Genomic DNA, 25,486 nt, shown 5'->3' with positions numbered 1-25,486 from the left:
TTCGAATTGTTACTAAAAGAACACAGAATTTAAGAAAAATTTTTATTTACCGTAAAAATACTTTAATTTGATTAGCTACAGCTTCTGCTAACTTTACTGGTACAGCATTTCCAATCATTTTATACGCATCGGCAAGTGAGTTATAATAAAATTTAAAATCATCAGGAAAAGTTTGAATTCTTGCACACTCCCTAACTGACAATCGTCGATATAATTTTTCCTTACCTTCAACAAATTGAAATTTATCTTTACCGACATTAATCATAATCGGGGCTTGAGGATGGATAGGCGCATGCCGAGCTCCAGCTTGAATAGTAAAACTCTGCTGATCCCATGTCCTTACTCTGTTACGAGACATAAAGATTGTTGAAAAATCACCCGTAAAATATTCATGATTTAGTATAGATAATTTATCCCCATGAGATTTATTTTTTTCTAATGCGGGAACAGCAGAATTTTGTAAATCAAAAATAGAATCTTTCAATGATACTTTTGTTTTTAAAGGTGTTGGAAATTCAAATTTAACTTCAAGATCTTTCCTAAAACCAACATAAAATACACGTTTTCGGTCTTGTGGAACACCGTAATCACTGGCATTTAATGTTTGAATAGAAACATCATAACCTAATCCTGCTTGATCAAATAAATAAATTATATTTTGAACGGCTTCTAAATGTCTTTTTGACATCATCCCAGAAACATTTTCAGCAACAAAAAATTTAGGTTGTAAATCCTCTAAAAGTCGAATAAATTCAAAAAATAATTTTCCTCTTTCGTCTCTAATTCCCCTGAGTGCACCAGCTTCAGACCAACTTTGACATGGTGGACCGCCAATGATTCCATCAATTTTATTTGTATTTTTTAAAAAAATATCTGAGTTTATATTTCGAATGTCACCTTTAATTAATGGTGTAGAGTGGTTTTTTTCATAAGTTTCCCAAATGGATTTATCATATTCGTTAGCAACAACTATTTGAAAACCTGCATTTTTGAAACCTAAATCAAGTCCGCCAGCTCCCGAAAATAAAGAAATAATATTCATATATACGACTCTTTTGACTATAAGAAAAAGGTGATTAGTTTAGCATCTTTAAGTTTTGCTGGATTATCTGGACATTTAATCTTTACGTCTTTTATCACTAGATTTTCTAATTCTTTTTCATTTTTTTCTAATTCATTGCGATCTTCATCACTAAATGTTAAATATTTTTCAATATTAATTAGTGCCATCATGTTGAAAGAAGCACTTTTTTGAGGTTCATAAATATAATTAAATACCTTAATAGGGTTATCAATATGCCACATACCACGAATTCTTAAATTTGTAATTCCTAAAGGGTCGACTTTATTTACTCTACCTAATTCTTTTGTTTCAGAAAATTCAACACCCTCTATGGTTAGAATTCCTTGTTTAATTTTTAATTTAATTCTTTCGTAAATATCTAAACTGGCCGCATAATCTACGCCATAAACAAAGCATAAGGAATGAAGTAAATTCTGATTATTTATCTGACCTATTGCATAAATCATATCTTTTTCAATCCAATCCTCACAAGAAACACAAGATTTGACAAGCATTGGACTATTTGAAAATAATTTCGCTTTTGGATAAGACGAATTCAAAGCAATAGCAGCATTTGTAGTTTCAATTTTTTTAATTTCGATCGCATCACCAGCATATATCATGGCGTCAGGCGGATTATTTTGATTCCCTAGATAACTAAACAATTCATTTCGCCTTCTAATACGTAGTTGTTCATCTATTTCACCAACAGTTCCACAAAAGAGATCAATAATAAATTCTTCAAGTCCTTTACCTTGATTATTTATTCTATTTCTTCCACTATTCATTTGCAGTATTTGAGATACTGGCGATTTTACTAAGTATAAAATAGCTTTTATTAAATTGGTTTCCATTCAAAAACTCTCATATTAAATGATAATATTGTACTAGAATCATGCTCGACAATTAATAATAAAACTTCTTATTACAGATTCCTAATATTTGTAAGATTAATTTATTAGCATTATAAAACTGATTAAGTATAAATCAGACAAAGAGATTAATAAATAAAGCAAAAAACTCACAACAACTTGTTTATAGCAAATAATATCAAGCTAATAGTTGTTGCTTATTAAAATTAAATTCTGTAAAAATTATTGAGGAGTCTATACCATTATCTCGTTTAAGGCTTCCAACATTTAACGGTGGAAACCTTAACAAGATTATATAATGTTATAGTTTAAAAGGGATTTTTCTGCATTGAGCAACTTTATTTAACCGCTATCAATTCATTACCCAAATAGTATCAATACCCAGCCGCTAAACCATCCCCTCTCGGGTCGGTGGCGCCCATTAGTAGATGATGATTGGTATCGATAAGAATGGCACCGGCATGACCCATGGTATCGGTGTAATCATCAACAATTTGCACATCATGCCCACGTAATTTGAGGGAATGAATTACATCGTTAGGTATGCGCCCTTCCACTTTAAGATTATTGGATGATGCACCCCATGTGCGGCCATGTAACCATCTTGGTGCATTAATGGCATCTTGTGGTGTCATGCCATAATCAACAATTCGTGTCACAATTGCCGCTTGCGTTTGTGGTTGTCCTTCTCCGCCCATGGTGCCATAAACCAGATAAGGTTTATTATCTTTTAAAAGCATGGCTGGATTTAACGTATGAAAGGTGCGTTTATTTGGCTCTAAACGATTAATATGGTTAGGATCTAAGGAGAAAAAACTACCACGATTTTGCAATAAAATTCCTGTATCTTTAGCAACAATGCCAGAACCAAAATCATGATAAATACTTTGAATAATAGATACCGCATTTCCTTCTGCATCAACAACACCAAACCAAACGGTATCACCTTTAGGATCTAATGGCTTTGTCTCTACACGTGCCTTTTGCATATCAATCTGTTTTGCTTGTTGCTGACCATGTTGGGTAGATAATAAGAGATCAAGCGGAATCTGATTAAAATCGGGATCAGTAAGATATTTATCTCGATCAGCAAATGCTTGTTTTGTTGCTTCAATTATTAAATGGTAATAATCAACGCTACCTTCACCCAAGGATTTTATATCAAAATTATTGAGTATATTTAGAATCTCTAACGATGCCATACCTTGTGTATTGGGTGGTAGATTATAGGCGGTATATTGTCGATAATTAACATGGATCGGGGCTACCCATGTAGCACGATGCTTAGCAAAATCATCTAAAGTCAATACACCACCATGGCTTTGCAGATCGTTGACAATATTTTTAGCAATATCACCCTGATAAAATTCCTTAGCTCCTTCATTTGCTATGGTTTTTAATGTGTTAGCTAAATCGGGTTGTTTAAGGATTTCGCCAATTTGGTAAGCTTGCCCATCGTCTTTTAAGAATACTTTTTTAAACTCCGAAAAACGCTGTAACTCCCGAAACTCTTTGTCTTTTGGATCAATATTGATTGTTGTCCAATAATTTAAGCTAGGTGAAACCGAAAATCCATGTTCGGCATAATCAATTGCTGATGCGAATAACGTGTGCCACGGTAGTGCATTTTTCATATTTTTAGAGGCATATTGGTACGCCTCATCCCAACCGGAAACCACCCCTGGAACGGTATTGGCTGCCAGATAGCCTCGCGACGGAATTTTATGGAAACCTTGATTTTTATAATAGTCTATCGTGGCCAAACTACCAGAACGACCGCTGGCATTTAGCCCTTTTAGTTCTTTGATTTTAGCGTTGTAAATTAACCAAAAGTTATCGCCACCAATGGTATTCATTTGAGGATAAACAACAGCAAGCGTTGAGGCTACGGCAATCGCTGCATCAACCGCATTGCCTCCTTTGCGTAATACATCAATTCCAGCTTGAGTCGCTAAATAATTGGGGGACGTTACCATAACATTGGTCGTTATCGGGTTAAGACAACGCGAAGGGGTATCACAGTACTTTCCTGTCTCTGATAGCGGTATATCAACAGCGCCAGATAAATGACTAATAAGCAATAAACTTATTAATATTGGGTATCTTTTCCACATTTTAGATGTTCCTCAATTGTTAACCGTAACATTTTGAGGAATGCATTTTCTGTGCCAAGAATAAACTATTTAAATTTTGCAGCTAAAATGATTATCACCAATAACGATAATACCGATCTGAATTGCCTTATAATGCTAGCGGTGTCGCACGATACTTCAAATCCGGCTGTTTAATCCACTGCTGAGCATCAATAATCGCCAGCTCTCGGGCATTTTGTTGTTTGGTGATGTCAAGCACGTGATTGGCGGCATTGGCGGCCAGTTCAAAGGCGGTTAATTGGGATTTCCCATTGACTAAATGGGCAGTAAACAGACTACAAATTAAATCGCCAACGCCTAATGGACGGTGTGGAAAATCATATAATGGTCGAGCCAGATGATAGCTTTGCGATGGTGTGGCTAAAATCATTTCAAATAATTCCGTCGTTTTACCGGCATGCAGCAGATTTTTAACCAATATGGCTTGAATCGGCTTATTTTGCAGTGTTTTTATCGCGTTAAGCACATCGTTAAAGGTTTTGATTTCCAGATTCGATAATATCTGTAACTCCAATAAATTTGGTGTGATATAGTCAGCGTATTTGATTGCTTGCTTAGTGAAGAAATCAATAATATTTTGTGGCAAGGAACTGCCTTTATTGATGTCGCCCCCCATCACCGGATCGCAAACATAAATCGCATTAGGATTATAAAATTTAATCTTTTTTACGGCTTCAAGGATCTCTTCACCTTGTTCGGCAAGTCCAATATAGCCCGAAATAATGGCATCAATGGATGACAATACACCAATTTTTTCTAAACTATTGACGATTCGAGTGATTTGCTGAGCGCCCAGCACAATGCCGTCATAATGTGGATAAACCGTATTACTCGATAACTGAACGGTGTGAATTGGCATCACTTCGACACCTTGCAATTGCATCGCTAGTGTCGCCACTTTATTACCGGCATAACCATAAACAACATTGGACTGAATTGATAAAACAGTTTTCATATATAGACCTTATTATTCATCATAATAACGATATTTGCTTAACAAGTAGATGCAGATAATGGATATCAGTGCTAAACCGCAATAAAACAAGGCTAATGGTAACCAAAAACTTTTGAAGGTATAAATAACATAACCCCCTATCATCGGAATTAAGCTACCAAAAATAGCCGCACATCCTTGATAACTCATTGATAACCCGGTATAGCGCATTCTGGCAGGGAAAATACGACTTAAATACCCAGCTATCACACCATAAAAACCGCTGTAACAAATCACATTTAACGAAATCCCAATAATAAAACTGGTTTTTGTGCCTGAATTTATAATCGGGAATAACAAGAATACCGATGCCATTGCCAACATTGCTGTACAAATCAAAAAGCGAGTTGCCGAGAATTTTTCAGACCAATAAGAGATAAACGGTTGAGCAACAAAATGGACAATAGCAATCCAAAACAGTGCATCAACTATCACTGATTTTTCGACACCAAGTACCAAAGTCGTATAACCAATCATTAAGGTATTGGAAAAGATACCGCTAAATGACAGCACATTAGCACCAATCGCTAATATTAATAATGGCAATGCTTTTTTAAATACTTCAATAATCGGTGCTGACTCTTGCTTTAAGTCTGCTTGTTTTTTAGATGCTTCAACAAAAACCGGCGATTCGGTTAACGTCACTCTAGCAATAATGCCAATAATTAACAAAATCGCACTGGCTAAAAAAGGAATACGCCAATAACCACTATCAATCAGTTCATTAACAGGTAAACGAATAATATAAGAAAAAACCAGTAATGCTAAAATATTGCCTGCTGGGCTTCCCCACTGAGCAAAGGATGAAAAGAAGTTTTTCAATCCTTTCGGCGCATGTTCATTCGTCATCAACACGGCACCCCCCCACTCACCACCAACGGCAACACCTTGTAAAATTCGCAATGCAACCAATAAAATTGGCGATATCACTCCAGCTTGTTGGTAAGAGGGCAATAACCCGACACAGGTTGTGGCTACGCCCATTAACACTAACGTAATAATTAACGACTTTTTGCGCCCTAAGCGATCACCAATATGCCCAAATAACATCGCACCGAAAGGACGGGATAAAAAACCTACTGCAAAGGTAGCAAATGCCCCTAAAATTTGTACAAACTCGTTATCAGACGGAAAAAATAGCTGACCAAAAATCAATACCGATGCTAACGCATAGATATAAAAATCATACCATTCAATAGTAGTACCAATAAAAGCAGCAAACGCCACTTTTTTTGCAGATGAATTTGACATAAGTAAACCTTGGATTGAGCAATAACGATGGCATAGCCAGTAATGAATAATGAAACTAGCACAAAACTCTCAACATCACAATTTGTTATCGGAAAAGAGAATAAAAAATATATATTGAAATTTAACAATACTTTTATTTTGTTGAGTACAGTCAACTTGATGCAGACAAATTGATTATAACACTTTAGCTTTGGGCTCCCGATAACTTTCATCTTATTGTAGTGATAGCATCTTCAATCAACGTTAACCAATGAATATGCACAAATCGCATAATGGTATATAAAATTGATATTTCCTTATTTGTCGATAATCGCTTTTAATTAGACATAATAAAAATAACGAGATAGGTAAGGAATCATTATGGGATTGATCGCGCCTCATGCTAGTGACAGTTTACAACCTTTACAGGTTAATGACGATGAACGGCTAGCCCTGCAACAATATGCAAAAAATTTACCAGCCATCACCTTATCCAGTCGTGAAACAGGGGATTTAGTGATGTTAGGCGTCGGGGGTTTTACACCTCTGTATGGCTTTATGCGAGAAGAGGACTGGCGTAGCGTGTGCGATAATATGCATTTAGCGAACGGGGTTTTTTGGCCAATTCCCATAACCGTATCGGTGACCGATGCTCAAGCTGATACCCTAAAATTAGGTGATGAAATCGCTTTAAAAACACCAGATGGGCAGATAATCGGTATTTTGAATGTGGATAGTATTTATCGTCCAGATAAACAATATGAAGCTAATCAGGTGTTTACAACGACAGATCCAAGTCATCCTGGTGTTGCAATGCTGATGGCTCAACCACCGGTTAATTTAGGTGGTAAAGTCCGGGTTCTGCACGATAATGGCTTTAAAGCACAGTTTGGTCAATATGCTTTAACGCCACAACAGACACGGGAACGCTTTAATCAATTAGGTTGGAAAAAAATAGCGGCCTTTCAAACTCGTAATCCAATGCATCGTTCACACGAATATTTAGTTAAAACCGTGTTAGAACTTTTTGATGGTGTGCTTATCCATTCATTATTTGGTAACTTAAAACCCGGCGATGTACCGACCAACATTCGTCTTAAAGCAATTAATAGTTTAATTCACAATTACTTTGTGCCAGATTCCGTTATTCATTCCGGTTACCCTTTAGATATGCGCTACGCTGGGCCGAAAGAGGCGTTACTGCATGCCCTTTTTAGACAAAATTATGGTTGTAGTCATCTTATCGTAGGCCGCGATCATGCTGGGGTTGGGGATTTTTACTCACCGTTTGCTGCACAAGAGATCTTTAGCCATTTGCAGGATGACGATTTACTCATTAAGCCAATTAAGATTGACTGGACATTTTATTGCCATAAATGTGACGGTATGGCATCAACGAAAACTTGTCCACACGGTAGTGCTGATCGCGTTCTTATTTCAGGCACAGAGGTCAGACGACGTTTACAAGCCAAAGAGCCGATACCAGAAACATTTAGCCGACCAGAAGTCGTTGCTGAGTTATATCAATGGGTAAATCAGTAATCTGTTAAATAGTTAATCATTCATAAATCAATAAAGGGAAAAGCCATGCTAGATTTAACTAAAGTTAACCAAAAATTGCAAAATCAGTCACCGTTAACCATTATTGAATGGGCACTGAAAAAACAACAAGATATTCCCGTTAAAAGTATTATCAGTACCCATTTTGGCCCTTATGAGACCGTACTTTTGCACCTTGTTACCCAAATCGATCCAAATATTAAGGTTGTTTGGGTCGATAACGGCTATGCCACCAATGCAACTTATCGCGTAGCCAATGAAATTACTAAGCAACTTAATCTTAATCTGCATATTTTTGTCCCACAAAGGACGACCGCTTATTTAAATGTGCGATATGGTGGGCTACCTGAACTTGATACGCCGGAACACACCGAGTTTACACAAATTGTTAAAATTGAACCGTTTAACCGTGCTTTGTCCACACTCAAACCCACATTGTGGTTTACTGCACTACGCCGTGAACAATCTGCGCTAAGGCAAGAACTCAATATTGTAACAAAAGCAGGGGACAATTTATTTAAGATCGCCCCACTACTCGATTGGACAAGTCAAGATATGCAGAATTATATCGAAAAGCTTAATTTGCCTAACGAAATGGACTACGTCGATCCAACCAAAGGACCACAAGGTAGAGAGTGCGGTTTACATAAAATAACTTTTTGATTTTTAGGATCGATCCACATTGGACTTTACCAACAGAAGATGAGTAAAACAATATTGGTTAGATTTACCCTAACTCGTTAAGGTTGCGAGCCAATAGCAATTTAACGATAGCCTAAACGCTATCAGATAAGGTCATCATATGAGTACACAACATTTTCCTTTTAATTGTGATGAGTTAAAAAAAATTATTAAAAATTGCAACGATAAGCAGCTAGCTTGGTTATCGGGTTATTTATGGGGAGTGGCAGAAAAAAGTTCCATCGAACAAGCTTTACCGAGTACCACCCTCCCCTCCAATATGACACAAGCGGAGCAACCGAAAAAAGTCACAATCCTATCGGCATCACAAACCGGTAATGCCCGCCGAGTCGCTAACGAGTTAAGTCAGGATATTGAACGTTTGGGTATTGTGGTGACTCATCTGCCGGCAGGAGAATATAAAGCTAAAAAACTCAGTCAGGAAGAGATATTAATATTGGTGACCTCAACCCAAGGTGAGGGTGAGCCACCGGAAGAAGCGCTGTCACTCTATAAATATCTGTTTGCCGCTAAAGCGCCTAAATTAACTCATTTACAGTTTGCGGTTTTTGGCTTAGGCGACGCTTCTTATCCAAAATTTTGTCAAGCCGCTAAAGACTTTGATCAACGATTCGCTGAATTAGAGGCTCAGCGCCTGCTAGTACGCGTAGATGCTGATACAGATTTTCAAACCGTAAGTACCACTTGGCGACAGGCAGTGATTGATAAACTTAGTCAATTACAACCATCAAACACACAATCGCCAACAGAAAATTCAACCAGTATAGCCGTTAACAGTAGCCTTTATCACCGCGATAATCCATTTATTGCCGCCGTTAACGTTAATCAAAAAATCACCTCATGCGATTCAGATCGCGATATTCGTCATATTGAGCTTGACCTGTCCGATTCGGATCTTCATTATCAACCTGGTGATGCGGTAGGTGTTTGGTATCAAAATAGTAATGAACTTGTGGAGGAGATACTAAGTATCACCCAGCTTGCAGGTGAAATGCCAGTTGAACATCATGGACAACAGATCGCTTTAAAAACGGTTCTGACTGAATATGTTGAATTGACTCAAAATACGCCGATCATTATTGAAAAATACGCTCAAGCCGTTCAACACCCCGAACTTCTTACCTTAATGGGGGATCGAGAAGCCTTATTGGAAATGAGTCAAACATTACCACTGGTTGATATGCTTAACCGCTATCGTGGCAAGATAGCGGCACAGACTTTTGTTGAATTGCTTCGACCTCTTACTCCGCGTTTCTATTCCATTGCTTCTGCGCAAGATGAAGTTGGCTCAGAAGTTCATCTTACCGTGAATGTAGTGCGTTATCAGGTCGACGATAAGATCCGTATGGGCGGCGCATCTGGATTCTTAGCAAATCAAATTGCTGATCAAGATCAAGTCAAAATTTTTATTGAGCATAATGATAATTTCCGATTACCTGATGATACTCATGCACCAATCATTATGATTGCTGCCGGTACAGGCATTGCCCCGTTTCGGGCGTTCTTACAACAGCGTGCGAGTCAAGGTGCTACCGGTAAGAATTGGTTATTCTTTGGTAATCCACATTTTATATCCGATTTTCTCTATCAAGTGGAATGGCAGAGCTATGTTAAAGAAGGTCTGTTAACTCACATCGATCTTGCTTGGTCACGAGATCAAGCCGAGAAAATCTATGTACAAGATAAATTAATGGCTCAAGCCAGTAATATTTGGCAATGGCTACAAGAAGGTGCCTTTATCTATGTTTGTGGGGATGCTAAACGTATGGCAAAAGCGGTTGATTTAGCGCTTCAACAAATTTTAATGACTCAAGCACAATATCGTCAAGAACAAGCTATCAGTTATTTGGATGAATTAAGAAGTCAAAAACGCTATCAACGAGATGTTTACTAATGATAAACAGATACCACAACTAATTTTAATTTATCGAGTGATGTAATATGAGCAACAATAAATCTAAAACCGTTACCCTGACTCAAACCGTCAATTTAACACCGCCACAAAATGATGTCTCTGATCTGCCTTTATCGGATTCTGAACGATTTAAGCGAGAAAGTAATTATTTGCGAGGCACTATCGTTGATGATCTTAATAACGGTTTAACGGGTGGCTTTAACAGCGATAATTCTCAGCTAATTCGCTTACATGGCATGTATCAGCAAGATGATCGCGATATTCGTAAAGAACGCACAGAACAAAAACTCGAGCCACTGATCTCCATGATGTTACGTTGCCGCCTGCCCGGTGGTATCATCACCCCGAAACAGTGGCTGACTATCGATAAATTTGCTACTGAAGCAACAAAATATGGCAGTATTCGACTCACGACTCGACAAACTTTCCAATTTCACGGACTGTTTAAACGCAGCCTTAAATCTGCTCATCAGCTGTTGCATAAGATAGGACTGGATTCGATCGCCACGGCCGGTGATGTGAATCGTAACGTTTTATGTACTTCAAATCCTGTGGAATCAAAAGTTCATCAACAAGCTTATCATTGGGCAAGTAAAATCTCAGAACATCTTTTACCGAAAACCCGTGCTTACGTTGAAATATGGCTGGATGGTGAAAAGCTTTCTACCCCCGATAGTGAGCCAATTTTAAGTTCGACTTATTTACCGCGTAAATTTAAAACTGCCGTTGTCATCCCCCCGATTAATGATGTGGATGTTCATGCTAATGATCTTAGCTTTGTGGCGATCGCAGAAAAAGGCGAACTGATCGGCTTTAATGTATTAGTTGGTGGTGGTTTGGCAATGACGCATGGTGATAAAACAACTTACCCACGCAAAGCCGACGATTTTGGTTTTATTCCTGTCGAAAAAGTACTGACGTTTGCTGAGGCCGTTGTGACCACCCAACGTGACTGGGGCAACCGCCATAATCGCAAAAATGCCAAAACCAAATATACGCTTGAACGCGTTGGCGTGGAAAACTTCAAAAAAGAGGTTGAACTACGTGCTGGAAGTAAATTTCTAAGTAGTAAACCTTATAAATTCAGTCAACGTGGTGATCAATTTGGTTGGTATAAAGGTATTGATGATAACTGGCATTTAACGTTATTTATTGAAAATGGTCGGTTACTTGATTATCCCAATAAACCATTAAAAACCGGCGTTGCAGAAATTGCCAAAATTCATCAAGGTGATCTGCGTATAACCGCCAATCAAAACTTAATTATTGCTAACGTGCCAGCAGAACAAAAAGCAGCCATTGAACAAATTGCACGACAATATGGTTTGCTTGACGATACTGTCACATTACAACGTAAATATTCCATGGCCTGTGTGTCTTACCCAACTTGCCCACTTGCTATGGCTGAAGCAGAACGGTTTTTACCGACGTTTGTAACTAAAATAGAACAGATGTTAACTCAGCATCACTTATCCGATGATTATATTATTTTGCGTGTAACCGGTTGCCCTAACGGTTGCGCCAGAGCCATGTTGGCGGAAGTGGGCATGGTGGGTAAAGCACCGGGGCGCTACAATTTATATCTCGGCGGTAATCGAGAAGGCACACGAATTCCGCGGTTATACAAAGAAAACGTGAATGTAGAAGAGATTTTATTAGCACTCGAACCACTTATTGCCGCATGGTCCATTCATCGTAATAAAGAAGAAGGATTTGGTGATTTTGTTATTCGTCATGAGATTGTGAAACCGGTACTCAATTCAGCAATTGATTTTTATCAGGAGGCGAATTGAGATGAGTATAAAAGTTGTTGATTGATAATTTTAAACTATGTTTATTGACTGTAGGCATATATAGCCATAATTCATATGGTTATTACTTTATCATATTTGTCTTTTTTATACGTTCTTTTATACTGAAATTACTTATCGAAACACGTAATTTTATTAATAAAATTAGGAATAAACATAATTTATAAATGAGATAAAATACCTATAACCTATTTTAGGATATTGCTTATGTTCGCTGGCGGTCTGAAATTTTTAAATAATTTACTTTTTAATACGCGTTATTAATTATATACAGCAAATTACACATAAATAATAAAACTATATCAATGAAAATAAAGTAATTTTTACTGGAAAGATCGCTATGAACTTACAACAATTAAGGATTATTCGGGAAGCTGCGCGTTGTAATTATAATTTAACCGAAGTCGCAAATTCTTTATATACATCTCAGTCAGGAGTAAGCCGTCATATCAAAGAGCTCGAAGAGGAGCTGAATATTGATCTTTTTATTCGCCAAGGTAAACGGCTGATTAATATGACTGAACCTGGTTTGGAATTGGTGGTTATTGCCGAGCGCATTTTAAATGAAATTAATAATATTCAGCGGTTATCAACCATTTTTTCTAATACTGATGAAGGTTCATTAGTGATAGCGACCACTCATTCGCAGGCTCGTTATATTCTTCCGAACATTATAAAATCTTTTAGAATGCTTTTTCCTAAAGTCCATATCATTATCAATCAGGGTTCATCCAGTGAAATTATCTCCCAGCTCCTTTCCGGCGAAGCGGATATCGGTATTGATAATGAAAGAGTGGATAACAATTCACTTGCTACCTACCCTTTTTATCGCTGGCATTACTCGATAGTTACCCCCAAAGATCACCCTTTGACTAAAGCCGATAAAGTGACATTAGATATGTTGCAACCGTTACCTATCATCACTTATCGTCAAGGAATCTTTCCTCGTAACAGTATCGATAAAGCCTTTTCAGCTACTGGATTAACGCCCAATATCTCGCTCAATGTTCAAGAGCCTGATGTTATTAAAACCTATGTTGAGTTAGGATTAGGGATTGGTATTTTAGGCAATAAAATGTATAACCCTGATCATGATATCAATTTAGTTGAATTGGATGCGAAACATCTGTTTGAGTCACATATTACATGGCTCGGATTAAAGCGACATAAATTACAACGCAATTATATTTGGCGCTTTATCCAATTATGCAATCAAGAACTATCACTGGAAGACATCAAAAGCCATGCATTATTTGAGCAATCACACTCTAAAATACTTGATTATCAGATTTAATTTATAGGAATCATTCTCCTTAAATCATAAACTCTAATAGCTCATCTTGCATAAAAATATTAACGAGTGAGGGTTGCCAGTAGACAGTATCACCAATTTCAACTTGCTGTTGTTCATATTGTCGATAGCTAATAGATACATCAATATGCTTTGGTTGTCCGGCTACAGCAATTTCCAGAAAGACGGTTGGACCAGCCGTATGTATACGTACAACTTCTCCTTGGATATCATTTTTTCGGGCCATTTTAGCAATACTGATTTCGTGAGGTCGAACATAAGCAAGAGCAGACTGATCAGACCAGGTACCTTGTTCCCTCATATCTTTGTGAAAATCACCAATAATTAATGTATTATTTTCAATGTAACCATATAAAAGGTTAACATCCCCTAGAAAATGCGCAACAAAGGCGGTTTTGGGTTGCTTATAGACTTCGGCAGGGGTACCTATTTGCTCGATGTGACCTTGATTCATTAAAATTATTCTATCAGCAACTTCCAGTGCTTCTTCTTGATCATGGGTAACAAAGATGCTGGTAACATTGAGTTCATGATGAAAATCACGTAACCAACGTCTTAAATCTTTACGGACTTTAGCATCTAAAGCACTAAAGGGTTCATCAAGCAACAATACATTAGGTTTCGAAGCCAACGCACGCGCTAACGCAACTCGCTGACGCTGACCACCTGACAGTTGGTCTGGATAACGTTTGGCAAAATGGTCAAGTTGCACTAATTCGAGTAATTGATTAACGCGTTCATCAATTGCTGTTTTATTTAATCGTACTGATCTTGGTTTCATTTTTAGTCCAAATGCCACATTTTCAGCTACATTCATATGCCGAAATAACGCGTAATTTTGAAAGACAAAACCAATATCTCGTTGCTTGGCGCTCAGCTTTGTTACTTCCCTATCAGCAAAATAGATTTGTCCTGAACTGGCTGTTTCTAAACCGGCTATAATGCGCAGTAAAGTTGTTTTTCCACAACCAGATGGGCCTAATAGTGCAACTAATTCACCTTGTTTTATGCTGAAATTGATATTTTCTAAGACATTAACGTGTTCAAAACTTTTATTGATATTGTGTAGTGTAATACTCATATCTACCTCTTAGTTCCCGTAATGACATTCATTGGCTAAGCGCCTTTCAATCCATTGACGAATCAAGAGTAACGCAAGCGACATCATTAATAGCAAAATAGCGACACTGAATGCAGCAACAATATTGTATTCATTGTATAAAATCTCAACATGAAGCGGTAAGGTATTGGTGTAACCACGAATATGCCCAGAAACAACCGATACCGCGCCAAACTCACCGAGTGAGCGAGCGGTGCAAAGAACAACACCATGCATTAAGGCCCATTTAATATTGGGTAAAGTAATGTGGAAAAAAATTTGCCAGCCATTTGCACCAAGGACGCTGGCGGCCTCTTCTTCATGAGTACCTTGTAGCGCCATTATCGGAATGAGTTCTCTTGCCACAAAAGGAACGGATACAAAAATCGTTGCTAAGATAATTCCTGGAATCGCATAGACAATTTGAATATTCCACGCCTGCAAAAACGGATACAACGCACTTTGTGCGCCAAATAGCAATACATAGATTAAACCTGCCACAATGGGGGAAATCGAGAACGGTAAATCAATTAATGTGACTAATATTTGTTTGCCTTTGAACTGATATTTAGTTATGACCCAAGCTGCACATACACCAAATATCACATTTAATGGCACCGCTACACCAACGGCAATCAGTGTTAATTTAAAAGCGGATAAGGTATCTGGCTCAATAATCACTTGCCAAAATGCATTTACACCATTAGCTAGCCCCTGCGCGAGCACCACAACCAGCGGCAACACCAAAAGTCCGAAAAACAGCAATACCGCCAATAAGATTAGCAATAGCTGTAAACGGGTTACTCTCTTTTTTTCTGTTATTGATTGTAATATCTGCATAATCTTATATTAATGGTTTTTATTAATCTTACGGTTAAGTTTTCGCTGTAAACTGTTCATAATTAATAACAATACAAAAGCAATCAGTAACATCGTTACACCAATCGCGGCAGCGGCATCATAAGCATATTGGTCAAGTTTTGAGACAATTAATAACGGTAATATTTCGGTCTTAAATGGAATATTACCGGCAATAAAGACCACTGAACCATATTCGCCAATAGCACGAGCAAAAGCGAGGGTAAACCCCGTTAGCCAAGCAGGTAAAATGGCCGGTAAAATAATATGCATAAAAATTTGCCTAGGCGATGCACCAAGCAAACTCGCCGCTTCTTCTTGTTCACGTGGTAAATCAGCCATTACCGGTTGTAAAGTACGCACAACAAACGGCAATGTAACAAATAACAGCGCTAAGGTAATGCCAATGGGGGTATAAGCAATTTTAAAACTGAACCATTGCCCAATTGGCCCATTTTTGGCATAAATTGCGGTTAACGCAATGCCAGCAACGGCTGTTGGTAAGGCAAACGGGATATCAATACAGATATCCATTATCTTCCGTCCCGGAAATCGATAACGTACCAGTACCCAAGCCAATAATAAACCAATAAAGCTGTTTAAACCGGCGCTGATAAATGCGGTACTTAATGAAAGCGTTAATGCCAATAAAAACTGTTTGCTGACTAATAACCGATGCCACTCCTCAAAAGACAGCTTTGTTGAATAAAGAAACAAACCTAATAACGGAATAAGCACAATCAAACTAAGAAAGGTTAAAGTATAACCTAACGTTAAGTTAAAACCTGGGATGATCCGTTGTTGTTTAATGCTTGCAACTTTCATAACATTCACCTTTATACCGCAAAGCTAAGTGAGCACACACTTAACATCGCCAGAATAAGCAGTAATTAGTTTATCTCAGCATAAATTGCATCAAAGATGGCCCCATCACTAAAAAATTTTTTTTGCACTGTTTGCCATCCACCAAAATCGTTATCAACCGTAACTAACTTAATAGTAGGAAACTGATCAGCATATTGTTTAAGGACATCAGGATTAACAGGACGATAAAAATGCTTGGCAATAATATGTTGTGCCGGCTCGCTATATAAGTATTCCAAATAAGCTTGCGCTTGCTTACGTGTACCTTTGCTATCAACAACTTTATCGACTAAAGCCACAGTCGGCTCAGCTAAAATGGATAATGAGGGCATAATAATTTCTAATTGTTCGCCACCTTGCTCTCTTAACGCCAAATAAGCCTCATTTTCCCAAGAAATTAAAACATCACCTAAGCCTCGCTGTACAAAGCTAATGGTTGCGCCTCTGGCACCAGTGTCTAAAACCGGAACATGTTGATATAATTTGGTGACAAAATCTTGAGCTTGTTCATCGTTACCATAGGTACTTTTAGCATAAGCCCAAGCCGCCAAAAAATTCCAACGAGCCCCACCCGAGGTTTTGGGATTGGGTGTTATTACCTCAACATCATCTTTTATGAGATCACCCCAATCATAAATCTGTTTTGGGTTACCTTTACGCACTAAAAAAACAATAGTTGAATGGTAAGGCGCACTATTATTTGGCAACCTAGCTTGCCAATCAGGTGATATGTTAGTTTGATAACGATTTAATGCATCAATATCACTCGCTAAAGCAAGGGTAACCACATCAGCTTGCAAACCATCAATGACCGAACGCGCCTGTTTACCAGACCCACCATGCGAATTATTTATCGTCAACCGTTCACCGGTTTGCTGCTGCCAATACTCGATAAAAGCCTGATTATATGTTTTATAAAGTTCTCGCGTGGGATCATAAGAGACATTGAGTAATTCAATTGCTTGCGCTTGATGTATAAAAGTGCAAATTGCCAATAAGATTAAGCTGATCCCATGCCTATATAACTTTTGAAAAAAAGGTAAATTTTTCACTCGACACCTCACGCTACACGACTAATGTATTGGATTAGTAATGATAAAAATATGAAATAATTAGACCAAATTATGGTGAGATGCGAAAACGATTATTTTGCATTTAGTTATAACAAAAATAGATATATAGGTGTGGAGGGTGATGAGAGTGTCGAGGTTTTGGGTATAAAAAAACAGTTCAAGCAAATATTCTTTAAGCAGATCTTAGATGTGCCATTGTATTACGATACAACGATTGTAAATCGTCGTTACACAATCTTTCAAACTATCATATTACAAACAAAATCTATTATTTGGAGTTTATAATCAGCTCAAGACAGTTCTTAATTCATATACTTTTTTAATTGATTTATAAAAGCAAGCTATCTAGCATCATAACTATCACTGGTATTACAACGAAAATGCTTAAAAAAGATAGAGAATATATTTAGCGGAATTTCAGACACAAAAAAACCAGCTTTCGCTGGTGTTCTTTTAGAATTGGTGCCCGGACGCGGAATCGAACCACGGACACGGGGATTTTCAATCCCCTGCTCTACCGACTGAGCTATCCGGGCAACAATGGAGGTGTATTAAACACGATTCCCGATTATCCGTCAATCCTTTTTATAAGATATTTTAAAAAAACTCTACTGTTTGGTTGAAATTTAACTAGTTATCACTATATTAATAACTTATTATGACATAATATCACTCTATATTTAGAGGAATTTTATATGCGAGTCTTTGGATTTATTATTTTTTTTATCTATGCTTATTTTGAACTCAGTTTCTTTATAAACGTTGCAGATTCAATAGGTGTTTTTCTTGCTTTAATTGGCATTATTGCCACTTCGATTATTGGGTTTTCTTTAATTAAAAAGCAGGGTTTAAATAACCTAAGTATTATGCAACAAAAAATTGCTAATCATCAAAGCCCTAAAGATGAAATTATTAAGAGCGTGTCCTTACTCTTTGCGGGTTTTTTATTGCTAATTCCGGGTTTTTTAACCGATATGCTTGGCGCGATTTTGTTAATTCCACGCATTCAAGATTATATTGTTCGCTTTATTGTTAAAAAATTTCCTTTCAAAGTTCGCTCATTTTCTTCTAGCAGCAATGTGCAACTTAATGATGTAATTGAGGGGGAATTTGAGCGTAAAGATGATTAATAATTAATCAATTAGAAAATTTTTTAATTTTATTATCTTGAAGAATTTAAAATAAACCCCATGTAATGTTCACTATATTATATAGATCATAATTTTATGATTTATTGTTAATAATTATTTAATTTAAATTAGTGCTAGGAGATAACTAATGAAAATTCGTCCATTGCATGATCGTGTGATCATTAAACGCAAAGAAGTAGAATCAAAATCAGCTGGCGGTATTGTTTTAACAGGCTCAGCTGCGGGTAAATCAACACGTGGTGAAGTTTTAGCGGTTGGTAATGGTCGCATTTTGGAAAATGGTCAAGTTCAACCACTCGATGTTAAAGTTGGTGATATCGTAATTTTCAATGAAGGATATGGCGTTAAAACAGAAAAAATTGATAATGAAGAAGTACTTATCTTATCTGAAAGCGATATTTTAGCCATTGTTCAAGCGTAATTGGCAAATAATTTAATTTATAGACAGAATTTAGGAGAAATACAAAATGGCAGCTAAAGATGTAAAATTTGGTAATGATGCCCGTACTAAAATGCTTAAGGGTGTGAATGTATTAGCTGATGCAGTTAAAGTCACTTTAGGTCCAAAAGGACGTAATGTAGTATTAGATAAATCATTTGGTGCACCAACTATTACTAAAGATGGTGTGTCAGTTGCTCGTGAAATCGAATTAGAAGACAAATTCGAAAACATGGGTGCACAAATGGTTAAAGAAGTGGCTTCAAAAGCAAACGATGCCGCTGGTGACGGTACAACTACCGCAACAGTCCTTGCGCAAGCAATTGTTAACGAAGGTTTAAAAGCGGTTGCGGCTGGCATGAATCCAATGGATTTAAAACGTGGTATCGATAAAGCAGTTGTTGCAGCAGTTGAAGAGCTTAAAAAATTATCTTCACCTTGTGCAGACTCTAAAGCGATTGCTCAAGTAGGTACAATCTCTGCTAACTCAGATGAAACTGTGGGTACTTTAATTGCTCAAGCAATGGAAAAAGTGGGTAAAGAAGGTGTTATCACTGTTGAAGATGGTACTGGTTTACAAGACGAGCTTGATGTTGTTGAAGGTATGCAATTTGATCGTGGTTATTTATCACCATATTTCATCAATAAACCAGAAACAGCTACTGTTGAATTAGATAGCCCATACATTTTATTAGCGGATAAAAAAATCTCTAACATCCGTGAATTATTACCAGTATTAGAAGCAGTGGCTAAAGCAGGTAAATCACTACTAATCATTGCTGAAGATGTTGAAGGCGAAGCATTAGCCACTTTAGTTGTGAATACTATGCGTGGTATTGTTAAAGTTGCCGCAGTTAAAGCACCTGGCTTTGGTGATCGTCGTAAAGCTATGTTACAAGACATCGCGATTTTAACAGCTGGTACGGTAATTTCAGAAGAAATCGGTTTAGAGCTTGAAAAAGCTACTTTAGAAGACCTAGGTCAAGCTAAACGTGTTGTTATCAATAAAGACAATACCACTATCATCGATGGTGTGGGTGAAGAGTCTTTAATCAGTGCACGTGTTGAACAAATTCGTAAACAAATCGAAGAATCAACTTCTGATTACGATAAAGAAAAACTTCAAGAACGTGTAGCTAAATTAGCTGGTGGTGTTGCAGTAATTAAAGTTGGTGCAGCAACTGAAGTTGAAATGAAAGAGAAAAAAGCACGTGTTGAAGATGCATTACATGCTACTCGCGCAGCGGTTGAAGAAGGTGTGGTTGCCGGTGGTGGTGTTGCGTTAGTTCGTGCTGCATCTGCAATTTTAGACCTTAAAGGTGCAAACGAAGATCAAAACGTTGGTATTAAAGTTGCCCTTCGTGCAATGGAAGCGCCATTACGTCAAATCGTGACTAACTGTGGTGAAGAAGCATCGGTTGTGGTTAACGCAGTTAAAGGTGGCAAAGGTAACTATGGTTACAATGCTTCAACTGAAGAGTACGGCGATATGATCGCAATGGGTATCTTAGATCCAACTAAAGTAACGCGTAGCGCATTACAATATGCGGCATCTGTTGCGGGTCTTATGATCACAACTGAATGTATGGTTACTGATTTACCTAAAGATGATAAAGCTGATTTAGGTGCTGCTGCAGGTATGGGCGGCATGGGTGGAATGGGCGGAATGATGTAATTCTGCTGTTTCTCCTAATAAAAACCACTCCGATATGTGAGTGGTTTTTTTATACCTAAAGAAATTTTTTATAACATATTAAAATTAGGTTGTTAAATGTTGATAAAGTGTAATTATACCAATTGTAATCAGCACTAATCCGCCTAAAAGCTCCGCGTTTTTGCCTACAACACAGCCTAATTTTTTTCCTAGTAATAGACCTGTTGTCACCATCACACACGTTGCTAACCCAATCATTGATGCCGTAAAATAGATATTAACATTCGCCATTGCTAAACCGACCCCAACGGCAAATGCATCAATGCTAGTTGATATAGCGGTAAAGATTAACATAAAAAAAGATTTTTTATTATTTGCTGATACTAGTTCTTCTTCCTGATCGTTTTCATCTAATGATGTTAGGCTGTTATAAATCATGTTTATACCTAAAAATAACATGATAATAAACACTACCCAATGATCCCATTTTTCGATATATTGCAAGGCAATATAGCCAATTAACCAGCCTAGTATTGGGGTAATGGCTTCAACAATGCCAAATAAGATCCCCACTTTTAATGCCCCTAAAAACGGTGTTGATTTGAGCGATACGCCACGACAAATCGCTACCGCAAATGCATCCGTCGACATGGCTAATGCTAGTAATAAAATAGCCCAAAAACTCATGATTGTTACTCTTGCTTCTAATGATATTTATTCTAATTCTTGTAATTTATTTTTTTGGATATTAATAACAGATAGTTAGAGACACTTTCATCGCCTTTGTTTTTATAAATTTCCGCTGTTTTTATTACACTACTTCGGCGACTTGAATCATATTCAAAAAGTTGCTTGAACATAAGATCTGCTGTTTTTGTATCGCCATTTTGAATCGCACAATAACCATACTGCTCGTAGGCATCAGCTTTCCAATGATGTTTGTCGAGATCTAGGCTTTGTTTAAATTGTTTTTGGGCTTCTTGATAACGATCTCTACCACATAAAAAAGAACCATAATGAACATGATATAAACCATTACCAGGTTGCATTAATGTAATACGTTTGTAGATCATTTCTGCTTCGTTATACTCGCCAACATGCTGATCAAACATTGCCATTGCTAGCATCACTTGTGGATTATTGGGCGAATACTGGGAAGCTAATTTTAGATTATAATGTGCAGCCTTAATATTATCTTCGGATTCATTGGCTTTAGCTAAATAACCTAACCCTAATCGCATTCTTGCTAATGCAGCAGTTTCTGGGTCAAACTCTTCTCTATTATTAGTTTGACAACCTGCAAGCATTAGCATAGAAAAACAGCTGAACACTATTAACGATCTTTTCATTTACACTTCCTTTTTTATATTAGAAGATTTATGCTGTTTTCTGAACAAGGTTTTGCTTTTTATACAAGGTTCGTTTAGTTCGATCAACCACTTCACCAGCAAGCTGCCCGCAAGCGGCATCAATATCATCACCGCGGGTTTTGCGAACAATAACCGTAAATCCATACCCCATTAATGTTTTCATAAAGCGATCAATTCGGGTATTTGAACAACGAGAATAAGGTGCGCCAGGGAATGGATTCCATGGAATTAAATTGATTTTACTTGGCACATTTTTTAAGAACTTTGCCAGCTCATGCGCATGTTCAACACTATCATTGATTTGATTGAGTAAAACGTATTCGATTGTCACCTTACCGTGATTAGCATTTGATGTTGATAGATAACGTAAAATTGAATCACGCAGCATGGCCATATTATATTTTTGGTTGATTGGCATAATTTCACTGCGGATTTCATCATTTGGAGCATGAAGTGAAATCGCTAAGGCAACATCAATCATTCCTGCCAATTTATCTAATGCCGGTACTACACCAGAGGTTGAAAGTGTGACGCGTCTTTTTGATAAACCATAACCAAAATCATCTAACATGATTTCCATGGCTGGTGCAACATTAGATAAATTAAGTAAAGGTTCACCCATACCCATCATAACAACATTCGTGATCGGCCGATCGGCTAATTTGCCTGTGACACCAATCGCATTTGATGCTCGCCAAACCTGACCAATAATTTCAGAAACGGTTAAATTGCGATTAAAACCTTGCTGAGCAGTTGAACAAAATTTGCATTCCAGCGCACAGCCCACTTGTGATGATACGCACAAAGTTGCTCGATCACGTTCAGGGATATAAACCGATTCAATCATCTGATTATTACCCACATCTAATGCCCATTTAATGGTACCATCCGATGATCGCTGTTCAAGAGCAATTTTAGGCGCTTTAATTTCAGCTAATTTTTTTAGTTGTTCACGGAGCTTTTTGTTGATGTCGGTCATCAGATCAAAATCATCTATCCCAAAATGATAGATCCATTTCATCACTTGATCAGCTCTAAAGGGCTTTTCCCCAAGCGATATAAAAAAATCACGCAATTGCTGACGCGTAAAATTGAGTAGATTTATTTTTTCTTGTGTTGAATGAACATTAATTGTATTAGCAGCATCTGAATTAATTACAGACGTGTTAGATGTAGCAGATTTTAACATAAGGCCTCGTTTTTACACATTATGGCTATTTCAATTTTTAGGGAAAGGATTATACTGGTTTTCACCTTATCTGGCTAATAGAATATTATAGAAACTCAAAATGATAATAAAAACAATAAAATTAAAATTAATTCTCAATATTATATTGATATTAACTCTATTTTTAGATTTGACAATCACTATGGCACATTCAATTCCATTAAATAAACTTACAGGGCAATTTGACGAAAAAAAAGACAGAGATTTTATATCATTAGATTCAACCGTTTTACCTGTTAACAAAAACGGAATGTATCTACAAAAAGAGCCTACAGAGCAACTAATCAAAGCTTATAATGATTTTAAGAAGAGACATCCAGATATTCCTTTTATTGTGGTAAGTGCAACTCGTAATTACACGTATCAAAATGGCATTTGGCAACGTAAATGGGATGCATTGTTAAAAAAAATCAATGATCCACAAAACATTGCAACGGAAATTTTAAAATTTTCATCAATGCCTGGTACTTCGAGACACCATTGGGGTACAGACATTGATATCACTAGTGTGTCATCCGATTTTTTTAGGCAGGATAAAAAAGGCATTATTCTCTATAAATGGTTGCAAGAAAATATGCCTAAGTACGGTTTTTGCCAAGCCTTTAACGAAGGTCGTAAAGGTGGCTATCTTCCTGAAGAGTGGCATTGGTCATACCAACCTATTGCCAGTCAATATATTGCTCAGTATAAACAGATATTAGACAGTGAACCGAATAAAATTATCCAAACCCTGACCTTTACAGGGCATGATAAAATTAAATTACGGGACTTAATTAAAGAATACGTATTGTCCGTTAATAGCGAGTGTTACTAGGTGCAATTGTTTGTAATTTACGCCAATACGGTAAATATATAGTCACAACAAGTCCACCTCCTTCTCGATTAGCTGCTTTAATAGTACCGTTGTGCATAACGACGGTTTTTCGAGCAATAGCTAATCCCAATCCATAACCCTTACCAAGTTGTGGTGACTGAATACGAACAAATGGTTCAAAAATACTGGATAATTTATTCCATTCAACACCTGGTCCGCGATCTTTAACTTCTATTTGTAAATATTTGTTCGTTTCTTTTAACGAGACCTCAATAGCTTGCCCAGATTGTGAAAAGCGAATCGCATTACGAATAATATTTTCAATCGCGCGACGTATCTGTTCTGAATTGCCTTTGACTATCGAATGATTAATGGTTGAAGGGATAAAATGCACATCAATTGATTGATGATTTGCTTCATAGTTAGCGTCATTGATCACTACACTTAATAAATCTTTCAAGTCAAAATATTCATCATTACGATTGTTCATTTCGGAACGGGAATATTTTAATATTTCGCCAATTAACTGATCTAATCGTTCGGATTCCAGCTCAATTCTTGCTAAACAAGTATCGATATTTTGTTTATTCTGCTGAGCAAGCCCAATAGCTAACTGCAAACGCGCCAGCGGCGTTCTAAGTTCGTGCGATACATCATGCAACAATGCTTGACGATCTGAGATTAAGATATTGAGTTGTTCAACCATCATATCAAAATCTTTACCTACTTCGCTTATCTCATCATGCCGATATTCTAATTTATCAAATAATCGAACCGAAAGATCACCTTGTGATACTCGAAAAAAACCCTGTCTTAATAACCGCATTGGTTTAGTTAAATTCCAGGCTAAAGTAAGACTTAACGTGAGTCCAACTAAAACTCCCGTTAGTGTAATAGGCATTGGCATATTAAACAGTATTTTTTGGAACTGAGTATTTATTTCTTCTTTTTTAAACGAAACAGAATACAGTGTTCCATCAGGAGCAACGGCCGAACGTTGGTACATATAATTCGGAGATTCTAATTCATCATTTAGGATATTAACTTGATCATTTTGAGGAGAAACCAATTTTATTGACAGCAATACTCGCTCTCGTTCGGGTAAATGTGCAATAAAATTAAGTGTATCTTCTTCACCAGCCACATGCAATAATTGCGCAATCATATCGACTTTAGTCGGCATATGATTGAGAACTTGTCTATTTTTGTCTTCTACATAGAGCGAAAAAGCAATCCATGTTAACTGAAAGGTAAGAAAAAACATCACACAAAATATAACAAGTATTTTCCAAAATAATCGACGATTCATAGCAAACCTACTGTC

Annotated in this window: 22 protein-coding genes and 1 tRNA gene; 9 read left to right on the top strand and 14 right to left on the bottom strand. The window is 37.1% G+C overall.

Going from position 1 to position 25,486, the window contains the following annotated elements:
• Nucleotides 1-46: 46 nt before the first annotated feature.
• The 5 genes from J3U13_RS07365 to J3U13_RS07345 form a co-directional block, all read right to left on the bottom strand.
• The gene (locus J3U13_RS07365; RefSeq protein WP_065562764.1) at nt 47-1,042 is read right to left on the bottom strand and encodes a DNA cytosine methyltransferase; all 996 of its coding nucleotides are present in this window, start codon (nt 1,040-1,042) and stop codon (nt 47-49) included.
• 17 nt (nt 1,043-1,059) lie between these two features.
• Nucleotides 1,060-1,917: an NgoPII family restriction endonuclease gene (locus J3U13_RS07360; RefSeq protein WP_267341148.1), complete on the bottom strand. Its 858-nt coding sequence runs from the start codon at nt 1,915-1,917 to the stop codon at nt 1,060-1,062.
• A 392-nt stretch (nt 1,918-2,309) separates the two neighbouring features.
• A complete protein-coding gene (gene ggt, locus J3U13_RS07355) occupies nt 2,310-4,049 on the bottom strand; it encodes a gamma-glutamyltransferase (protein WP_267341146.1) in 1,740 nt (579 codons plus the stop codon).
• A gap of 127 nt (nt 4,050-4,176) precedes the next feature.
• Nucleotides 4,177-5,043: a pyridoxal kinase PdxY gene (pdxY, locus tag J3U13_RS07350; protein WP_267341144.1), complete on the bottom strand. Its 867-nt coding sequence runs from the start codon at nt 5,041-5,043 to the stop codon at nt 4,177-4,179.
• Nucleotides 5,044-5,055: 12 nt separating this feature from the next.
• Nucleotides 5,056-6,333, bottom strand: a complete 1,278-nt coding sequence (locus J3U13_RS07345; protein ID WP_267341143.1) for an MFS transporter — start codon at nt 6,331-6,333, stop codon at nt 5,056-5,058.
• A gap of 360 nt (nt 6,334-6,693) precedes the next feature.
• Between J3U13_RS07345 and sat the strand changes: the two genes are divergently transcribed.
• The 5 genes from sat to J3U13_RS07320 all read left to right on the top strand — a co-directional run bounded on the left by sat (nt 6,694) and on the right by J3U13_RS07320 (nt 13,594).
• Nucleotides 6,694-7,854 (top strand): sulfate adenylyltransferase, encoded by a 1,161-nt coding sequence (gene sat / locus J3U13_RS07340; RefSeq protein WP_267341142.1) that lies wholly within the window; start codon nt 6,694-6,696, stop codon nt 7,852-7,854.
• Nucleotides 7,855-7,899: 45 nt separating this feature from the next.
• Nucleotides 7,900-8,535 (top strand): phosphoadenosine phosphosulfate reductase family protein, encoded by a 636-nt coding sequence (locus tag J3U13_RS07335; RefSeq protein WP_267341141.1) that lies wholly within the window; start codon nt 7,900-7,902, stop codon nt 8,533-8,535.
• A 139-nt stretch (nt 8,536-8,674) separates the two neighbouring features.
• Nucleotides 8,675-10,468 (top strand): assimilatory sulfite reductase (NADPH) flavoprotein subunit, encoded by a 1,794-nt coding sequence (locus J3U13_RS07330; protein ID WP_267341139.1) that lies wholly within the window; start codon nt 8,675-8,677, stop codon nt 10,466-10,468.
• A gap of 47 nt (nt 10,469-10,515) precedes the next feature.
• Nucleotides 10,516-12,282, top strand: coding sequence for an assimilatory sulfite reductase (NADPH) hemoprotein subunit (gene cysI, locus J3U13_RS07325; RefSeq protein WP_267341137.1), 1,767 nt, complete (start codon nt 10,516-10,518; stop codon nt 12,280-12,282).
• 358 nt (nt 12,283-12,640) lie between these two features.
• Entirely contained in the window at nt 12,641-13,594 is a 954-nt protein-coding gene (locus tag J3U13_RS07320) for a LysR substrate-binding domain-containing protein (protein ID WP_267341136.1), read from the top strand.
• Nucleotides 13,595-13,613: 19 nt separating this feature from the next.
• Here J3U13_RS07320 and J3U13_RS07315 read toward each other — a convergent pair whose 3' ends face one another.
• The 5 genes from J3U13_RS07315 to J3U13_RS07295 form a co-directional block, all read right to left on the bottom strand.
• Entirely contained in the window at nt 13,614-14,693 is a 1,080-nt protein-coding gene (locus J3U13_RS07315; protein WP_267341135.1) for a sulfate/molybdate ABC transporter ATP-binding protein, read from the bottom strand.
• Between the two features lie 9 nt (nt 14,694-14,702).
• Entirely contained in the window at nt 14,703-15,551 is an 849-nt protein-coding gene (gene cysW / locus J3U13_RS07310) for a sulfate ABC transporter permease subunit CysW (RefSeq protein ID WP_267341134.1), read from the bottom strand.
• Nucleotides 15,552-15,560: 9 nt separating this feature from the next.
• On the bottom strand, nt 15,561-16,379 hold the full coding sequence (cysT, locus tag J3U13_RS07305; protein WP_370632644.1) for a sulfate ABC transporter permease subunit CysT: 819 nt from the start codon (nt 16,377-16,379) through the stop codon (nt 15,561-15,563).
• Nucleotides 16,380-16,459: 80 nt separating this feature from the next.
• Complete coding sequence (locus J3U13_RS07300) at nt 16,460-17,443, bottom strand: sulfate ABC transporter substrate-binding protein (RefSeq protein WP_267341175.1); 984 nt, start codon at nt 17,441-17,443, stop codon at nt 16,460-16,462.
• A 523-nt stretch (nt 17,444-17,966) separates the two neighbouring features.
• Nucleotides 17,967-18,042: transfer RNA gene (locus J3U13_RS07295), tRNA-Phe, on the bottom strand.
• Between the two features lie 159 nt (nt 18,043-18,201).
• On the opposite strand from J3U13_RS07295, the gene J3U13_RS07290 reads away from it, so the two are divergent.
• From J3U13_RS07290 to groL, 3 genes are all read left to right on the top strand, one after another.
• Nucleotides 18,202-18,636, top strand: a complete 435-nt coding sequence (locus J3U13_RS07290; RefSeq protein WP_267341133.1) for an FxsA family protein — start codon at nt 18,202-18,204, stop codon at nt 18,634-18,636.
• 148 nt (nt 18,637-18,784) lie between these two features.
• Nucleotides 18,785-19,078, top strand: a complete 294-nt coding sequence (locus J3U13_RS07285) for a co-chaperone GroES (protein ID WP_034915350.1) — start codon at nt 18,785-18,787, stop codon at nt 19,076-19,078.
• Nucleotides 19,079-19,124: 46 nt separating this feature from the next.
• The gene (gene groL, locus J3U13_RS07280) at nt 19,125-20,771 is read left to right on the top strand and encodes a chaperonin GroEL (RefSeq protein WP_267341132.1); all 1,647 of its coding nucleotides are present in this window, start codon (nt 19,125-19,127) and stop codon (nt 20,769-20,771) included.
• Nucleotides 20,772-20,855: 84 nt separating this feature from the next.
• Here groL and J3U13_RS07275 read toward each other — a convergent pair whose 3' ends face one another.
• From J3U13_RS07275 to J3U13_RS07265, 3 genes are read right to left on the bottom strand one after another with little or no spacing between them, the layout of a single operon-like run.
• Entirely contained in the window at nt 20,856-21,437 is a 582-nt protein-coding gene (locus J3U13_RS07275) for a manganese efflux pump MntP family protein (protein WP_267341131.1), read from the bottom strand.
• A gap of 32 nt (nt 21,438-21,469) precedes the next feature.
• The gene (locus J3U13_RS07270; RefSeq protein ID WP_267341130.1) at nt 21,470-22,099 is read right to left on the bottom strand and encodes a hypothetical protein; all 630 of its coding nucleotides are present in this window, start codon (nt 22,097-22,099) and stop codon (nt 21,470-21,472) included.
• Nucleotides 22,100-22,127: 28 nt separating this feature from the next.
• The gene (locus tag J3U13_RS07265) at nt 22,128-23,309 is read right to left on the bottom strand and encodes a bifunctional tRNA (adenosine(37)-C2)-methyltransferase TrmG/ribosomal RNA large subunit methyltransferase RlmN (protein WP_267341129.1); all 1,182 of its coding nucleotides are present in this window, start codon (nt 23,307-23,309) and stop codon (nt 22,128-22,130) included.
• 181 nt (nt 23,310-23,490) lie between these two features.
• On the opposite strand from J3U13_RS07265, the gene J3U13_RS07260 reads away from it, so the two are divergent.
• Nucleotides 23,491-24,162: a M15 family metallopeptidase gene (locus J3U13_RS07260; protein WP_267341128.1), complete on the top strand. Its 672-nt coding sequence runs from the start codon at nt 23,491-23,493 to the stop codon at nt 24,160-24,162.
• On the opposite strand, the gene J3U13_RS07255 is transcribed toward J3U13_RS07260, so the two are convergent.
• Nucleotides 24,143-25,471: an ATP-binding protein gene (locus tag J3U13_RS07255; RefSeq protein WP_267341126.1), complete on the bottom strand. Its 1,329-nt coding sequence runs from the start codon at nt 25,469-25,471 to the stop codon at nt 24,143-24,145. The two genes, J3U13_RS07260 and J3U13_RS07255, sit on opposite strands and share 20 nt — an antisense overlap.
• Between the last annotated feature and the right edge of the window lie 15 nt (nt 25,472-25,486).

This window comes from Gilliamella sp. B2887 (assembly GCF_026537015.1).
GTDB lineage: Bacteria > Pseudomonadota > Gammaproteobacteria > Enterobacterales > Orbaceae > Gilliamella.
This window is presented reverse-complemented; position numbering and strand designations above follow the sequence as displayed.

Coding starts and splice junctions, on each gene's coding strand:
- pdxY (WP_267341144.1), bottom strand. CDS start 5,043: ATGAAAACTGTTTTATCAATTCAGTCCAATGTTGTTTATGGTTATGCC.
- cysI (WP_267341137.1), top strand. CDS start 10,516: ATGAGCAACAATAAATCTAAAACCGTTACCCTGACTCAAACCGTCAAT.
- J3U13_RS07330 (WP_267341139.1), top strand. CDS start 8,675: ATGAGTACACAACATTTTCCTTTTAATTGTGATGAGTTAAAAAAAATT.
- J3U13_RS07290 (WP_267341133.1), top strand. CDS start 18,202: ATGCGAGTCTTTGGATTTATTATTTTTTTTATCTATGCTTATTTTGAA.
- ggt (WP_267341146.1), bottom strand. CDS start 4,049: ATGTGGAAAAGATACCCAATATTAATAAGTTTATTGCTTATTAGTCAT.
- J3U13_RS07275 (WP_267341131.1), bottom strand. CDS start 21,437: ATGAGTTTTTGGGCTATTTTATTACTAGCATTAGCCATGTCGACGGAT.
- J3U13_RS07315 (WP_267341135.1), bottom strand. CDS start 14,693: ATGAGTATTACACTACACAATATCAATAAAAGTTTTGAACACGTTAAT.
- J3U13_RS07335 (WP_267341141.1), top strand. CDS start 7,900: ATGCTAGATTTAACTAAAGTTAACCAAAAATTGCAAAATCAGTCACCG.
- sat (WP_267341142.1), top strand. CDS start 6,694: ATGGGATTGATCGCGCCTCATGCTAGTGACAGTTTACAACCTTTACAG.
- groL (WP_267341132.1), top strand. CDS start 19,125: ATGGCAGCTAAAGATGTAAAATTTGGTAATGATGCCCGTACTAAAATG.
- J3U13_RS07255 (WP_267341126.1), bottom strand. CDS start 25,471: ATGAATCGTCGATTATTTTGGAAAATACTTGTTATATTTTGTGTGATG.
- J3U13_RS07365 (WP_065562764.1), bottom strand. CDS start 1,042: ATGAATATTATTTCTTTATTTTCGGGAGCTGGCGGACTTGATTTAGGT.
- cysW (WP_267341134.1), bottom strand. CDS start 15,551: ATGCAGATATTACAATCAATAACAGAAAAAAAGAGAGTAACCCGTTTA.
- J3U13_RS07270 (WP_267341130.1), bottom strand. CDS start 22,099: ATGAAAAGATCGTTAATAGTGTTCAGCTGTTTTTCTATGCTAATGCTT.
- J3U13_RS07265 (WP_267341129.1), bottom strand. CDS start 23,309: ATGTTAAAATCTGCTACATCTAACACGTCTGTAATTAATTCAGATGCT.
- J3U13_RS07285 (WP_034915350.1), top strand. CDS start 18,785: ATGAAAATTCGTCCATTGCATGATCGTGTGATCATTAAACGCAAAGAA.
- J3U13_RS07320 (WP_267341136.1), top strand. CDS start 12,641: ATGAACTTACAACAATTAAGGATTATTCGGGAAGCTGCGCGTTGTAAT.
- J3U13_RS07260 (WP_267341128.1), top strand. CDS start 23,491: ATGGCACATTCAATTCCATTAAATAAACTTACAGGGCAATTTGACGAA.
- J3U13_RS07345 (WP_267341143.1), bottom strand. CDS start 6,333: ATGTCAAATTCATCTGCAAAAAAAGTGGCGTTTGCTGCTTTTATTGGT.
- J3U13_RS07360 (WP_267341148.1), bottom strand. CDS start 1,917: ATGGAAACCAATTTAATAAAAGCTATTTTATACTTAGTAAAATCGCCA.